Source organism: Desulfosarcina variabilis str. Montpellier, from assembly GCF_048565275.1.
Lineage (GTDB): Bacteria > Desulfobacterota > Desulfobacteria > Desulfobacterales > Desulfosarcinaceae > Desulfosarcina > Desulfosarcina variabilis.
On the sequence record NZ_CP159846.1, the window covers coordinates 3,463,066 to 3,478,541 of the forward strand.

Genomic DNA, 15,476 nt, shown 5'->3' on the forward strand with positions numbered 1-15,476 from the left:
AGGATCTATGTTTCATAATCTCGACAATCTGTTAATCCATATCGGGTATCACAAAACCGGTTCAACCTGGCTGCAGAAACAGCTATTCACGTCGGGAAACGAAGTCTTTGAACCCCTGTCAATGGCCAATAAGGGACATAGTACCTTGGCAAAACACTTTATCTACGATGCTGAGGATTATCTTTTATCGCCATTCGACTACAATGAAGAGGCAATAAGGAACGCACTTTCAAAAATACTCAATGCCAATGAAAAAGTGCGATCCAAGATACCCGTACTCTCTCATGAACGGTTATCCGGAAACCCGCATAGCGGCGGATTCGATTCGGTGAAAATAGCCTTGATGCTGAAGAGGATTTTTCCTAAAGCAAGAATCCTTATTGTCATTCGAGAGCAAAAGAGCTTTATTCTGTCGAATTATTTTCAATACCTATCGATTGGTGGCTTATGTGGGATAGAGAAATATCTTGACACGAAATACGATGGCAGACGTCCCTTTTTTTCACCAAGTTTTATTGATTTTGTGCCCCTTGTTTCAAAATACCATGATTTGTATGGAGAACAAAACGTGCTTGTTCTACCTTATGAACTGTTTAAGCTGCATCCCCAAGAATTTATAACAAGTATTGAGAGGTTTCTATCCTTAAATATCAATATTAATTCCATTACTTTTGATATCTTTCTCAATAAAAAAAAGGATCACTTTCTCATGCACGGTTTGAGATTCACAAATTTGTTCCGCAGAAGTACTTCCGTAAACAACTATTCTTGGTTATGTAATTGCTGCACTATGATCGTGGCTGAAGCGGGGTTGAATATTCTGGGAAAAGTCGTTCCCGATAGATTGAACCGGATAACTACTGAGCGTCTCAAGCGTATCATTTATAAATGGACTGGAACTAGATACTTAAAATCAAATCAAATGCTAAGCAAAATAATAGGAATTGATCTTTCGGAATATGGATATTTCTGATGGTTCAAATAGACATGAACAGAAGCAGGCGAATTGCCATTGTGACAGGGTATTTTTGGGAAGGCCGTGGCTACCAGGAAAACCTATGGGCTGAATACCTTTCACTCGCAGGGTTTCAGGTGTGCGTTTTTACAAGCAATTCTCATAACCTCATTTTTCAGAATTCTGAAGTTTCCCAGGGAAAACGTTTCGAAGTGACGCGGCTAACTACCTGGCGAATGCCTTTTGGAATTCTATTGTCATCCAAGCTTTCCCGTGCATTGGATCGTTTTCAACCTGAATTGGTTTTCTGGATTGGGGTTGGACAGTTTTTCGGCCTGCCGTTGATCCTGCATCGGAAGTTCAGACATCTACCTGTGGTGAGCTTTTTTGGCGAAAACCTTGGCATGCATGAATTTGACTGGCGAAAATCCGGTATTTCATTCAAACAACGCATCAAGGCAGTTGGATTCAGGCTGATGCGGGGCGGGTATTATCGCCATGTTTTCAGGCGGAGCAACATTATCGTCGCAACCAAACAGCAGACGTCTGAAATTCTTTTAAGTCTCTGCTCATCCGTTCGGGAACGATCCGACTGCAGGGAAAAACTGGTTGAGTTGCCTTTGGGCTACGATCCTCGCTTGTTCCGGGTGGACGCCCATGCCCGCAGAGCTGTTCGAGATACATATGGTCTGAAGGAACAGGATCTGCTCATTGTAGTGTCTTCGCGATTTTCTAAAGGTAAACGGCTGGACAGGCTTGTGAAATTTCTGTCGTCAGCGTTTGACGACAATAAGAGGCTGAAAGTAGTATTGATCGGATTTGTTGCCAATGATCCGGTCAGCGAGTCGATTCGTCGTCAGATTGATGCATCTATCTACAAAGATCGTTTTATCACGCAGCCGTTTCTGCCCAGGGAGGACCTTTCCAGGTGGTTTAACGCGGCTGACATAGGCCTTTATCACAACCCGTCAATTTCCGTTCAGGAGGCAATGGGGACCGGACTTTACATGTGTTTGTCCAATGACGGATCCATGTCTCACCTCATTTCATCAGCCGAATATGGGCTTTTTTTTGACCGGAATGATCAGGCATCCTTGATTCGGTGTATTCGGGATGCGGCACAAACCGTGTCGATCCACATGGACAACGGCTACCATGCATGGCGGCTGGCCGCCAGCCTAAACCATGCCTGGTTGGGGTATGATCGACTAACATGGGATCTAATGGAAAGATTGAAGAACACCGATGCGTATTGCCGTTATTGCCTATAATCTTCGTGTGGCCGGTGGGCTTTCTGTGGGACTGAATGTGGTGCGGGCCTTGGTAGCAGTAGGCGGCCAACACAAATACCTGTTCATATTGCCTGAAAAAGTTGGCTATGAGCAGCTAACTTTTCCGAAACACGCCAATTGTGCATATCTCAGGCCGAATAGTCCCTTCCGCCAAGCCTGTTACGATTTGTCATGCTTGCCGAGGCTTATAGACGATTATAGACCTGACATCATTTGGGGGCTAGGCAACACGGGCGTGTACCGAAAAGTTTGCCTACAGGCCGTATTGATACACAATCCTCATCGGTTTTACCCTATCCGGCACGCCGGTCCCATCGGTTTCAAGAAACGCATTGAGCGTGTCCTGCGCGGGTTGCAGCTGAAAATGCTAATGCGTAGCATTGATCTAGTTTTCTGCCAGACCGAATCAATGCGAAAAAGGATGATCAAAAATTATGCCTACACAGGCCGGACATCTTTGATGCCCAATGCAATCTCAATCAAGACTCTGTCTCACCATGATCTTGTACGGCCAGATGAAATGACATCTCATGAGGGTAAATTTCGGCTGTTAACGCTGACCAAGTACTACCCTCATAAAAATCTTGAGCGAATCGTGGAAACGTTTTCACGGCACCGCCAGCAGCTGAGGGATGTGGTGGTATTCATGCCCATCAGTGCAGATCAGGGTCGCGGAGCTGCTAAACTGATTCAGCGCATCGCGGACGAAAGGCTTACATCCAACGTGATATGCACGGGTGCCATCCCTCAGGAGGATCTTGCATCCTGGTTTCAACATTGTGATGGGATGCTCTTTCCCACCTTATTGGAATCCTTCAGCGGTACCTATGTGGAATCCATGCATTTTGGTCTGCCGATCATAACGAGCGATCTCGATTTTGCACATGATGTATGTGGGGATGCCGCATACTACTGTAATCCGTGGCAAGTAAAGGGTATTCGGGATGCCATCCTGACTTTGAAGAATTCTAAAAGTCTGCGGCAAGAGCTTGTGCAAAAGGGGCGTCGACGGCTACAGGGGATTGATCGGCCTTGGGATGACATCGTTGCTTCTGCTTTGGCGGATATCGAGGCACTGGCCGTCGCGTCCCTATAGATTACATGAGTACATTATTGGAAATATATGAAAATAGTCCACTCTGGATGCAGAACTTTTTATGCGATCTGCAAGGGATGCGGATTCTTAATAGCCGGTACGGCCCTCGCTTCAGAAGGGCTTTGGAATTCCTGTCTGAAAGCCAATGGTGGCCGTATGAAAAACTAAGGGAATACCAAAATGCGCGGTTGCGGATTGTCGTCGATCATGCATACAGAAACGTTCCTTATTACACGAGATTATTCGACGAGTTAGGTCTGCATCCCAGAGATATTCGGAATTCAACAGATTTGCAAAAGCTTCCTGTATTGACCAAAGAGCAGGTGGTTGAGGCTGGTGAGGATTTAATATCCACCGCTTTTTCAAGAAAACGCCTGTGTCAAGGATTTACTAGTGGCACTACCGGCAGCAGTCTAAAAGTGGTATCCCTGCCAGAAAGTGTGGCTATGCAATGGGCAGTCTGGTGGCGGCATCGACGGCGGTTCGGGTTGCGTCTTGGTGATCCGCATGTGCAATTCACGGCCAAGCATATTGTACCATTTAAGCAGCAGCGACCACCTTTCTGGCGCATGTGTCGACCGTTGAATCAACTAAGAATATCCCTTGCCCACCTGAAACCAGATCATATAGAAAAGATAATTGGGTTTCTGGAGCAAGGTGGTTGGTACTATTACGCTGGCTATCCTTCAGCGGTATATTTGCTGGCAGATTATTTGTGTCTGCAAAACCGGACGATCAAAAATGGTCCTGAGTTTTTTGTAAGTGGTTCGGAATCACTTCTTCCCTTTCAGCGCAGTCATATATCTAAATGGCTCAACTGCCGGGTAATCGATCAATATGGAATGGCAGAGGGCGTGGCCAATATCTCCCAGTGTGAAGCGGCTAATTATCATATTGACATGGAATTTGCGATTGTGGAAGACCACCATGTGGTTTCTAAAGAAAACGGCAGCTACTCATGTAAAATTATCGGAACGGCTCTCCATAATTCAGCCATGCCACTGCTGAGATACGACACCGGGGATATCATGACCATCAGCGGGCGGCAGTGCACCTGTGGGCGGAAAAGCCCGGTTGTCGACAGCATCGATGGCAGAATTGAGAGCTACATCGTAACCCCAAGTGGTCGACGCTTGGGGCGGCTAATGACAGTTTTCAAGGACATGACGGCTATCAGGGAGGCACAAATTTGTCAGGACCAAGTGGATACCATTACGGTTAAAATCGCTAAATATCCGAAGTACAGGAAAAAGGATGAGATCCAGTTACTTGAAAATTTTCGCATGCGGGTGGGAGATGAACTTAAAATTAACTTTCAGTATGTGGATCGGATTGCGCGACAGTCCGGGAAAAAATTCCGGGCTGTTATTAGTACGGTCGATGACAATTTAAGAAAGGTTTGAAATGGTTGTAATCTGTACGATATTACAGGTTGTGACGAAAAGAAACAGTCGCTCTATCGGGAAAAAAAACTTACGCCAAATTACCGGAAGTATAGTCAGTAGCGTGGCTTTGATAATTATATCACACCTGCCGGTAGTAGCGGCAGCGAGTCAGGTAGCCCCTCCCATTCATATTCAGATAAACACTCCTGATCATATTGGGCTACCGACATCTATTCGTATCGTTAACAACGGGTTGGCCACAGCTATTATCATCCTGCCAGATGATGTTTCCAATCAGTTGGAACTTTCGGCGAAAATCTTGCAGTCCTATATCGAAAAATCTTCCGGCGCCAGACTTCCCATTCGTTTAAAGCACTTAAACAATCTCCAGCCCAATAATAAAAAAGTGAAAATATGGATTGGGTTTAATCCTACCACTGGTAAGAGTAAAAGACGGGCGGATTGGGAGCAGCTTGATGACGATGGTTTTCTGATATTATTTCATGGTAATTATGACATATTTATATGTGGCAAAACCAACTGGGGAACTAAGTTCGGTGTCTATCATTTTTTAGAAACATATTTGGGGGTTCGATGGCTTTTGCCTGGACCGGATGGTGAATACGTACCCAAGCTCGAGACTGTGGATGTCCCAAAGGAGGACATCTGGGAAAACCCGTCGTTTATTCAACGAAGAATTGGTGGCCTCAGAGGGAAATGGCAAACAGAATGGGCGTATTACAATCGAATGCACAAAAGAGCAAAATATGGCCACAATCTTTATAATGTCATTCCACCGGCCATATATTCAGAAAGCCACCCTGAATTTTTCCCGCTGGTTAACGGTAAGCGATTAATACCCACAGAGGACGAGAGGAATAAATGGCAACCATGCTTTACTGCCAGCGGTATTGTTGAGGCAGCGGTGAAAAATATTTGCCGTTATTTTAAGATGCATCCAGATGAAATATTTTTCTCCTTGGGAGCCAATCACACCACCAAATGGTGCGAGTGCGACAAATGTCGATTATTAGATAGCGGGGGAAAAAACTATTTGGGACTCGAAGATTACTCTGATCGATATTTTACGTGGGCTAACCAAGTTGTCGAAAGGGTTCTAAAAAAATATCCTGATAAATGGTTTGGGGCACTGGCGCATGCAAATTTGGCAGAACCTCCGAAAACCGTTTCCGTACATCCACGAATCATTCCATTTATCACATACGAGCGCCTTAAATGGGTCAGGGAGGATATTGAAGAAGAGGGGAAGAAAGTAACCGAAGCTTGGGCTAATAAATGTAGTGTTGTAGGTTGGTATGACTATATATATGGGACGCCTTATTGCCTTCCACGGATATACTTTCATCAAATGGCAAAGTACTATCGCTACGGACATTCTAAAAACGTGAAATACATGGCGGTAGAGGCCTTCCCGAACTGGGGAGAAGGTCCAAAATACTACCTTTCGTTGCGGTTGCAATGGGACCCATATTTGAATGTAGACCAGTTATTGACTGAATGGTATGAAGCTGCTGTGGGGAAAGAGGCGGCACCTTATCTCGCGGTATATTACAAAAAATGGGAGCGATTCTGGACTGAAAGAATTCCGAAATCCGATTGGTATACTAAAAAAGGTGCCTACCTCCCTTTTAAAAATCCTCACTACTTGGACATAGTTACTTATGATGACATTTCAGAGAGCCGCCGTTTGCTCGAAACAGTTTTAAACAAAGCCGTCTCCAAAGAACAAGTTGCCAGAGCCACTATACTATTACGTGCATTTGAATACTATGAAGCCTCTGCGATTTCATATTTAGGGATTGTTTTGAAGAAGAAATTGCCAGACAAATCGGATGAATACTATAAAGCTATGAACAGAAAAAGATACGAATTAATAGAAGAATTCCGACGAGATCCGATACTTATTCATCCAATTGCCTTCGACGAAAAAAACTTTCCGGAGTACAGGTGGTAATGAAATTTCTTTGTTAATAAATGCGTACTCTTTATGCCACACTTTCGAATAATAAAAACAGTGATTAAACGACGTTGAAAGGCCATTTTCGAGGTGAAATTATGATTTCGAACCTATCGAATTGTCTACGCTTTAAGAAAAATATATCGATAGATTATGAATATGTGACCGGGAAAAAGCTGTTTGGCGATGACATGTGTAAAGAGGATATCTTGCTATGGTACAAGCAAGAAGCCGATGGTTACTCCAGTTTGCTGGCGCAACGTCAATCGAAGTACCGCTATCCCTATTTTGCACTAAATCATTGGCTGTTTTGGAAACACATTTTGCCCATGCATTTAGAACATGTACTAGGGTTTGGATCAGCTTTTGGTCATGAGTTGTTACCGATAGCGGCTCGATCAAAACGAATAACCATTTTAGACCCAGGTGAAGGTTTTCTGGAAAATACGGTTTTGGCAAATGTATCGATTGATTATGTTAAACCGACTTTGGTAGGTAGGCTGCCATTTCGGGATGGAAGTTTCGATTTGATTACATGTTTTGGAGTGCTTCATCATATTCCTAACGTTTCCTATGTGTTGAAAGAGTTTTATCGATGTTGCAAAAAAGGGGCACTTGTATTGCTGCGTGAACCCACGACATCACTTGGCGGTTGGTGGAATCCAAGACCACGTCTTACTGTAAACGAACGTGGAATACCGTTGGAGATCATGCGGAAGCTTTTACTAAGTGTCGGATTTCAGGTCGAACATGAGCAACGATGTATGACTACGGTTACCCCTCGGATAAACCGAATATTAAGACTTTCCGGGTATAATTCGAGAATAGTTGTTTATATTGATTTAGTTCTTTCAATCATGCTCTCATGGAATAAGGTCTATCATCCCAGGAATATATTGGAAAAGTTTCGTCCTGGTGCTGTCGCTTATATTTTAAGACGAACTTGAAAAAGATTCCAACGTTACATGATGCTATTTCTTTAATGAAGCTTGTTTATTATGTCATTGTTGTCATTCAGGACCTCGAATAAAATATGAAACAGATATTGCAAAATTTAGGCAATGGTCACACTTCTTCTATCGAGGTTCCCATACCCTCAATAATAAATTACAATCTAATAATTTGTTCACATTGTTCTTTGATTTCTGCCGGCACTGAACGCATGCTGGTTAGTTTTGGTAAATCAAGTTTGATGGGTAAAGCAAGGAGTCAGCCGGACAAGGTGAAACAGGTTATCGATAAAATCAAAACCGATGGTTTGGCAAACACCATTCACGCAATTAGATCAAAACTCGATCAACCGTTGCCATTGGGCTATTGTAATGTTGGTATAGTCACAGACGTCAGAGGCCAGAGGTCGGATGTCGGAGGATTGAGCGTTGGTGACCGGGTAGTGAGCAATGGGCCGCATGCGGAGGTGGTGTCCGTGCCGGAGAATCTGTGCGCCAAGGTGCCGGATAGTGTTTCAGACGAAGCCGCGGTGTTTAGCGTCCTCGGTGCTATTGGACTGCAGGGGATCCGGCTTGCACAACCCACATTAGGTGAAGTTTTTGTCGTTACTGGACTAGGGCTGATTGGCCAACTCACGGCACAATTGTTGATGGCTCATGGGTGTCGGGTGATGGGTATTGACATGGATCCCAAGAAGTGTGTGCTTGCAGAGAAATTCGGTATAACTACCGTGGATTTATCAAAGGGTGAGGATCCCCTCCAAGCGGCAGACCAATTCAGTAGAGGTAATGGAGTGGACGGTGTGCTCATAACGGCCGCAACCAAGAGCAGTAGACCCGTGCATCAGGCAGCGCAAATGTGCCGAAAGCGTGGCCGTATCGTGTTAATAGGTGTGACAGGGCTTGAATTGTCTCGTGCGGATTTTTATGAAAAGGAGCTTTCTTTTCAGGTATCTTGTTCTTATGGTCCTGGGCGCTACGATCCTGTGCATGAAGAAAAAGGGATAGATTATCCTTTTGGATTTGTGCGCTGGACTGAAAAACGCAATTTCGAGGCGGTGCTGGACATGATGGCGGCAGGGAAGATCGACGTTGGTCCGCTGATTACGCATCGATTTGCTTTTGAGGATGCTGAGAAGGCTTATCAGCTTATTAGTGAGAATACTGAGCCTTATTTGGGGATTATCTTAGATTACGGTAAGGATTTAAAAGAAAAAGATCCACAGATCAGACTTCGCGAATCCGCTACGCCTCGACAAGTTCCGCAGATTAGCGATAGGACTATAAGATTAAAAGAAAAAGATATTGAAACGTCAACAGATCCAAAACAACCGGTTATTGGGTTGATTGGCGCTGGCAACTATACTGGGCAGGTGTTGCTGCCGGCATTGACCAAAACCGGTGCGCGGTTGAAAAAAATTGCTTCAGGCGGCGGGGTCAGCGGAACCCACAACGGTAAGAAATTCGGCTTCGAACTGTCTACCACTGATATTAAAACCATCTTCGACGATCCGGATATCAACACGGTCTTCATAACAACCCGCCACAACACTCACGCCCGTTTCGCGATAGATGCTCTCGAAGCAGGTAAGAACGTCTTCGTGGAAAAACCGTTGTGTTTAACTCTCAAAGAATTAGACAGCATCCAATCCCTATACGCCTCTCGCCTCTCGCCTAACGCCTCACGGTTGTTAATGGTCGGCTTCAACCGCCGCTTCGCACCCCACATAGTCAAGGCCAAACAACTCCTGAACACAGTCCATGAACCCAAAAGCATGATTATGACGGTGAATGCCGGTGCAATTCCAATTGAGCATTGGACCCAGGACCCCGAGGTGGGAGGAGGGAGGATCATCGGTGAGGCGTGTCATTTTATCGATCTTTTGCGCTTTCTTGCAGGATTCGAGATAAGCAGCGCCTCCATGAAAACGATGCCGAGTAAAACCAATGATACAGTCACTATGCAGCTTGGGTTTAAAGATGGTTCCATGGGAACCGTTCATTATTTCGCCAATGGAAACAAGGCATTCCCAAAGGAGAAACTGGAGATTTTTACAGCTGGTCGTATCCTCCAGCTTGACAATTTTCGGGTGCTGCGTGGTTATGGCTGGAAAGGATTCAAGACAATGAAGTCATGGCGCCAGGACAAAGGGCATGCGGCTTGTACCAAGGCCTTTGTTCAGGCTGTGGCTGAGGGTAAAGATGCACCCATTCCTTTTGAGGAGATTGTCGAAGTTACTCAGACTACACTGTCTTTAGTTGTCCAAGCTCATTGATCCGCAGATTACACAGATTATCGCAGATTCTTAAAACGACGAGAGAGCGTTAATGCGTCAGGCCGTGAGGGCGATAGAGCGCAACGTATAAAGAAACAGAGCTGGGGAATTTGAGATTGAGTACGAAGTTGACAGCAGCGGTTGTATTGTATAATTTTATTAATTGGATAAAGCGGTACGCAGCAATTTCATTTTTTGAGCCTTAAATTCCGGATTAGCCGGATTAGAAAGCGAGGCCATATGGCACGTGTTACTATAGAGCCGAAAGCCGACAATAATGTTAGGGATCTAATTCGGATGGCAGTTGAAAACGAGTTAAAAGCGCTCAGGTCCGGGATTGAAAGGACATCCGAAATTCTATCAGAAATGGAAAAGAAATATCGGATGAGCAGCCAGGAGTTCTATGATCGATTTGATCAGGGTGAAATGGGCGATGACATGGACTTCATTCGCTGGGCTGGTGAATTTGAGACCTTGAAACAGCTTAAACGCGATTTTGGCGATTTGTCGGAGATTGAAATTTGCTCATAGAAGAATATTTCCAGCAAATTGAGAATGATATCGCAGAGTGCCTATTCATTATCGAAACCGAGATCAAGAAAGATAGAAGATCTTATCATATTGGTATAGTTGAAGGCAAAATTAGATTCACAGACCACTCAGTTTTGCACTTTATTGAATTTGTTAATGTAAAGAATGTGATTGAAAAATACAAATACGCATACCACTTTCAGAACCAAGAGCTAAAATTGATCTTCAGATACGATATGGCTCCACATCATAAAAGCGTCAATACATTCCCTCACCATAAACATATCTCCTCGGAACATGTTGTCGCGTCCTCGGAACCAACACTGCGTCAAGTGCTGTCTGAAATCGAAGGCTATTTGGAAAAGAAACGCTTAACTTAGTTTTCTATTGAGATGCTTTATGACTGAACAAAGACTCTTGATGAACTTTCTTGCACAATAACGCTACTAATTGATATCCCAAACAATTAACCTCATTCGACTTCTGGGGCCTAAATGGATAGCCGGAAGGATTTTGTATGCGCTTAAAATGCGCAGCGGCTGGCTCAGAAGAAAGACCCCCTGCCGTCCATGGACGCATGAAGCCCCCGTAATAGTTAGCCGGTTCTTCAATGAACAAGCAGCATCCATGGGTAATGGCCATAGTCTTGAGAGTGAGGCCGATAAGATTCTGCAAGGTCGTTTTAAGTTCTTCAATAATCAAATTTTGCAATGCGGGCTCCCGCCGGATTGGTTTTCCAATCCTCTCGATGAAACCGTAGCCGATGATAATGCGCTTCAGCAGCATTGGTCTGAAATTTCCGATTTCAGCCATGGTGACATCAAATGCATCTGGGAGTTGAGCCGGTTCGGCTGGGTGTTTCCGCTTCTGCGCAGCTATCAGGCCACGAAAAAAGAGATCTATGCTGATACATTTTGGCAATTGGTTGAGGATTGGGCCGATCGCAACCCTCCGAACCGTGGCGTTCATTGGAAGTGCGGCCAGGAGGTTGCCATTCGCATGTTCGCGCTGGCGAGCGGTTATTTCAGCCTTGGGCATGTTGTATCAGAACAAAAGGCGCTGGTCGCAGAAATCATCTTTGAATCGGCGAAACGCATCGAAGCCAATATCGGTTACGCGCTCAGCCAAAAAAACAACCATGGTATTTCCGAAGCCGCCGGATTGTTTACCGCGGGGATTCTGTTGGGCAGTCAGAATTGGGTTGAAAAAGGCTCATCTCTTCTTGAGGATCAGATATCGACCTTGGTCTCATCGGATGGGTCGTTTTCTCAGCATTCTGCAAACTATCATCGGCTAATGCTGCATGCATGTCTGTGGGCGGTTCAACTTGGCCGGGCTAACGGGTTTGAATTCAGTATAGCATTTATCGAGCGAATCCGAAAAGCCGGAGAATGGCTGACCTCACTATACGATACATCCACCGGACACATGCCGAATTTGGGGTCAAATGATGGGGCGCTTATTCTGCCGTATTCTGCCTGCGATTACCTTGATTATCAGCCGACGATTCAGGCAACAGGAGCGGTTGTAGACAATCAGCGATGGCTGCCAGTCGGTGAATGGGATGATTTAGCCCTGTGGTTGGTTCCAGATCTTGGTAATAAGCAGGAAACGCATGCAGTTGGCGGGTGCCAAGTCATTGCGCGAAAGCATACAAAGGAACGTGACACACCAACGAGCCTGAAGGTCCTTGAAGAAGGTGGGTATGCAATCTTGTCCAACCATAGCAGCAATCTGATTTTTCGATGCCCAAAGCGTTTTCAATTTCGGCCTGCCCAATGCGATCTACTACACATCGATTTATGGTACAACGGCATCAACCTTCTCAGGGATGCCGGCACATACAGCTATAATTGTCCATCCCCCTGGCAGAATTATTTCAAAAGCAATGCGGCCCACAACACGATCCAATTTGACGATCACGATCAAATGCCACAAATCAGCAGGTTTCTATATGGGAAATGGCCGCAACTCGATGTTCGACATGGGGCTGAGGGTGAAAAACCTTATATAGAGGCTGGCTTCACGGACTGGAACGGTTGCTTTCATAAGCGTTCTATTACGTCTACCTCAAGCGGCTTCAACGTTGTAGATAATATCAAAGGTAATTTCACTACAGCGGTACTTCGCTGGCGACTATCCCCGGAATTGGATTGGAAGTTGGATGGGAATATTTGCACATCCGACCGCGTCTCCCTATCAATCACCAGTTCTGCAGGAAAGAAATCCAATCTTACCGTAGGTTGGGAATCACTCCACTATATGGAAAAAACACCCGTCCCGGTGCTGGAAACCACTGTCGGTCCCGATTGCCGCGAACTCACGACTACTATCAGCTTTTCATAAATCCTAATAATCTGTGTAATCAGCGTAACGTTGTCAGGGCGTAGCTTTTTGCAAAGACCGATCTGCGGATAAACAATGCATATTCTACTAATCCATCAAGCCTTCGTCTCCCCGAAACAGGCCGGCGGAACGCGCCACTTTGAATTCGCCCAACGCTGTCTCAAGCGAGGCCACAAATTTACGATTGTTGCCAGCAATATTTCATATATAGACGGAAAGCGAAATACTGCCGGCAACCGTCTGGTAACTCACGAAGAAGCAGAAGGTGTCGGAGTATCACGTGCCTTCACTTACGCGGCATTGCATAAAAGCTTTATCTGGCGCGTGGTCAGTTTTCTCAGCTTCATGATAACGTCCATCGTTGCCGGCCTTCGTGCCAAAGATGTGGATCTGGTAATGGGCACTTCACCGCCGATTTTCCAGGCCGTATCAGCATGGTTACTGGCAAAATTAAAGGGCAAGCCGTTTTTGCTTGAGATCAGAGATCTTTGGCCAGAGTTCGCAATTGATATGGGGGTGCTGAAAAATCCAAGCCTGATTTGGCTTTCACGTAAATTGGAGAGTTTTCTTTATCAAAAAGCAAACCATCTGATAGTCAATTCACCCGCTTACAAAAATTACCTGATCGACAAAGGCATCCCACCGGAAAAGATTTCCCTGGTTCCAAATGGTGTCGATCCGAATATGTTCAAACCGAATGAAAAGGGAAATGGTTTTCGGAAACGTTACCAATTAGACGGAAAGTTTGTGGCGACCTATGCAGGGGCGCTGGGCATGGCCAATGATATTCAAACAATTTTAGGTGCGGCAGATTGCCTGAAAAACAATAGCGATATTCATTTCCTATTGGTTGGTGATGGCAAAGAGCGCCAGCATTTGGAATCAAGGGCGAAAGTCATGGAGCTGAACAATGTCACTTTCACCGGAGCGCAACCGAAAAACAGTATGGCTAATATTTTGGCTTCCTCCGATGCCTGTCTGGCAACCCTTATGAATATTCCAATGTTTAAGACCACCTATCCAAATAAGGTGTTTGACTATATGGCAGCTGGACGACCCACCGTGCTCGCTATTGACGGTGTAATTCGAGACGTGATTGAGGCAGCTCAAGGCGGTATTTTCGTGCCACCGAACAATCCGGAGGAATTGGCCGAGGCGGTGGCCATGCTTCATGATGATCCGGACAGGGCAAAGGAAATGGGCCAATCGGCACGCCATCATGTAGCAACTTTTTTCAACCGCAATGTTCAAGCAAAGCAATTCATCGATTTGGTTGAAAGCCTTTATTGATCTATATCCCTGCTATGGTTAAAAGACTTTTTGATCTCGTCCTGACGGTTCCGGCTTTCTTGATACTCAGCCCACTGCTCTTGTCCATCGCCACAAGTATCAGGCTGATTATCGGCCAACCGATTCTGTTTAGCCAGACCCGGCCTGGATTGGACGGCATGCCGTTTACACTGTATAAATTTCGTACCATGACCGATGCCAGGGATGAAAAAGGAAACCTATTGCCCGACGCCGACCGGCTGACACCTTTGGGAAGGTTTCTGCGCTCCACGTCGTTGGACGAACTGCCCGAGCTGATCAATATCCTTAAAGGCGACATGAGTATTGTGGGCCCAAGACCGCTGTTGATGCAGTATTTGGATCGCTATACCCCGGAGCAGGCGAGGCGGCATGAGGTGAAGCCGGGATTGACCGGATGGGCGCAGATCAATGGGCGCAATGCGATCAGTTGGGAAGAGAAGTTTGCATTGGATGTCTGGTATGTGGATCATCGATCGTTTTGGTTGGATTTGAAGATTATTGCTTTGACGGTGTTGAAGGTGCTTCGGCGGGAGGGGATTTCGGCTGAGGGGGAGGCTACTGCTTCCGAATTCAATCCGCAGATTACGCAGATTCGCTCAGATTAGAGGGCAGGGGGCTAAAAGCCGTGAGATCGAAAGGCGAGAGCGCGTAAGAGCGTAAGAGCGGGAAAGCGGGAGGTCGGAGGTCAGAGGTCGGAGGTCAGAGGTCAGAGGGCGGAAGAGCAGAAGAACGGGAGAGGGAAGAAGGACGATTTTAGTTGACCGTCAACCATTTCTCGCGTTTCCCGCATTTCCCGCTCGTCTCGCCTTAACACTTTTCGCGAAGTCTGATCTGCGGATTCTACTTTTATTCCTAATATAAATCTTAAAGTAAAAGGGTAATTTGAATGGCAAATGCAATCAAATTATTGATTTTGATGTTTATTTTTGTGAATATTGGATGTGCATCGCTTGGGGAGCGTTCATCGCTTGAGAAGGATTCATTGATTGAGGAGGATTGGATTCAAGCCTCGAACAGGCATGATATTGCAGGTTATAAGAACTTTCTAATAGAATATCCTATCTCTAAGTATTCCAATGAGGCCAAGAGTAGAATTGAACAAATTCGTTGGGAAAAAGCTATAGATGACAATTCAGCCCAGGCATTTTCTGATTTTCTTCATGAACACCCTCATTCACAACATTCCAATGAGGCCAAGAGTAGACTTGAACCGATTCGTTGGGAAAAAGCTATAAATGCCAATTCAGCTCAGCTGAAGTTTGACAGTTGCGTTTTCGAAATCGCTGTAAATCCGCATAAAAAAATCGTAAGTGCCTGAAATCACGTTGGCCGGGCTGAAAAAGGTAGTGCCACAGA

At 45.4% G+C, this 15,476-nt stretch carries 13 protein-coding genes; all 13 read left to right on the forward strand.

What is annotated here, in order from left to right; translation table 11 throughout:
• The first annotated feature begins 7 nt into the window (after nucleotides 1-7).
• The 13 genes from Dvar_RS15640 (at nucleotide 8) to Dvar_RS15700 (ending at nucleotide 15,438) form a co-directional block, all read left to right on the forward strand.
• Entirely contained in the window at nucleotides 8-973 is a 966-nt protein-coding gene (locus Dvar_RS15640; protein ID WP_419662622.1) for a sulfotransferase domain-containing protein, read from the forward strand.
• Nucleotides 974-1,209: 236 nt separating this feature from the next.
• Nucleotides 1,210-2,226 carry a glycosyltransferase gene (locus Dvar_RS15645; RefSeq protein WP_419662623.1) on the forward strand — a complete coding sequence of 339 codons (1,017 nt, stop codon included), beginning with the start codon at nucleotides 1,210-1,212 and terminating at the stop codon, nucleotides 2,224-2,226.
• Nucleotides 2,201-3,343, forward strand: a complete 1,143-nt coding sequence (locus Dvar_RS15650; protein ID WP_419662624.1) for a glycosyltransferase — start codon at nucleotides 2,201-2,203, stop codon at nucleotides 3,341-3,343. The genes Dvar_RS15645 and Dvar_RS15650 overlap by 26 nt, the downstream gene beginning before the upstream one ends.
• Before the next feature lie 17 nt (nucleotides 3,344-3,360).
• Nucleotides 3,361-4,746: a phenylacetate--CoA ligase family protein gene (locus tag Dvar_RS15655; protein WP_419662625.1), complete on the forward strand. Its 1,386-nt coding sequence runs from the start codon at nucleotides 3,361-3,363 to the stop codon at nucleotides 4,744-4,746.
• Nucleotide 4,747: 1 nt separating this feature from the next.
• Nucleotides 4,748-6,703: a DUF4838 domain-containing protein gene (locus Dvar_RS15660; RefSeq protein WP_419662626.1), complete on the forward strand. Its 1,956-nt coding sequence runs from the start codon at nucleotides 4,748-4,750 to the stop codon at nucleotides 6,701-6,703.
• Between the two features lie 101 nt (nucleotides 6,704-6,804).
• Nucleotides 6,805-7,653, forward strand: a complete 849-nt coding sequence (locus Dvar_RS15665; protein ID WP_419662627.1) for a class I SAM-dependent methyltransferase — start codon at nucleotides 6,805-6,807, stop codon at nucleotides 7,651-7,653.
• A gap of 86 nt (nucleotides 7,654-7,739) precedes the next feature.
• The gene (locus Dvar_RS15670) at nucleotides 7,740-9,932 is read left to right on the forward strand and encodes a bi-domain-containing oxidoreductase (protein WP_419662628.1); all 2,193 of its coding nucleotides are present in this window, start codon (nucleotides 7,740-7,742) and stop codon (nucleotides 9,930-9,932) included.
• Between the two features lie 240 nt (nucleotides 9,933-10,172).
• A complete protein-coding gene (locus Dvar_RS15675; protein WP_419662629.1) occupies nucleotides 10,173-10,463 on the forward strand; it encodes a hypothetical protein in 291 nt (96 codons plus the stop codon).
• Nucleotides 10,454-10,843 (forward strand): toxin-antitoxin system TumE family protein, encoded by a 390-nt coding sequence (locus Dvar_RS15680; RefSeq protein WP_419662630.1) that lies wholly within the window; start codon nucleotides 10,454-10,456, stop codon nucleotides 10,841-10,843. The genes Dvar_RS15675 and Dvar_RS15680 overlap by 10 nt, the downstream gene beginning before the upstream one ends.
• Nucleotides 10,844-10,976: 133 nt before the next feature.
• On the forward strand, nucleotides 10,977-12,809 hold the full coding sequence (locus tag Dvar_RS15685) for an alginate lyase family protein (RefSeq protein WP_419662631.1): 1,833 nt from the start codon (nucleotides 10,977-10,979) through the stop codon (nucleotides 12,807-12,809).
• A gap of 75 nt (nucleotides 12,810-12,884) precedes the next feature.
• Nucleotides 12,885-14,099 (forward strand): glycosyltransferase family 4 protein, encoded by a 1,215-nt coding sequence (locus Dvar_RS15690; RefSeq protein ID WP_419662632.1) that lies wholly within the window; start codon nucleotides 12,885-12,887, stop codon nucleotides 14,097-14,099.
• Nucleotides 14,100-14,113: 14 nt separating this feature from the next.
• Nucleotides 14,114-14,725, forward strand: coding sequence for a sugar transferase (locus Dvar_RS15695; protein WP_419662633.1), 612 nt, complete (start codon nucleotides 14,114-14,116; stop codon nucleotides 14,723-14,725).
• Between the two features lie 281 nt (nucleotides 14,726-15,006).
• Nucleotides 15,007-15,438: a hypothetical protein gene (locus Dvar_RS15700; protein WP_419662634.1), complete on the forward strand. Its 432-nt coding sequence runs from the start codon at nucleotides 15,007-15,009 to the stop codon at nucleotides 15,436-15,438.
• The last annotated feature ends 38 nt before the right edge of the window (nucleotides 15,439-15,476 follow it).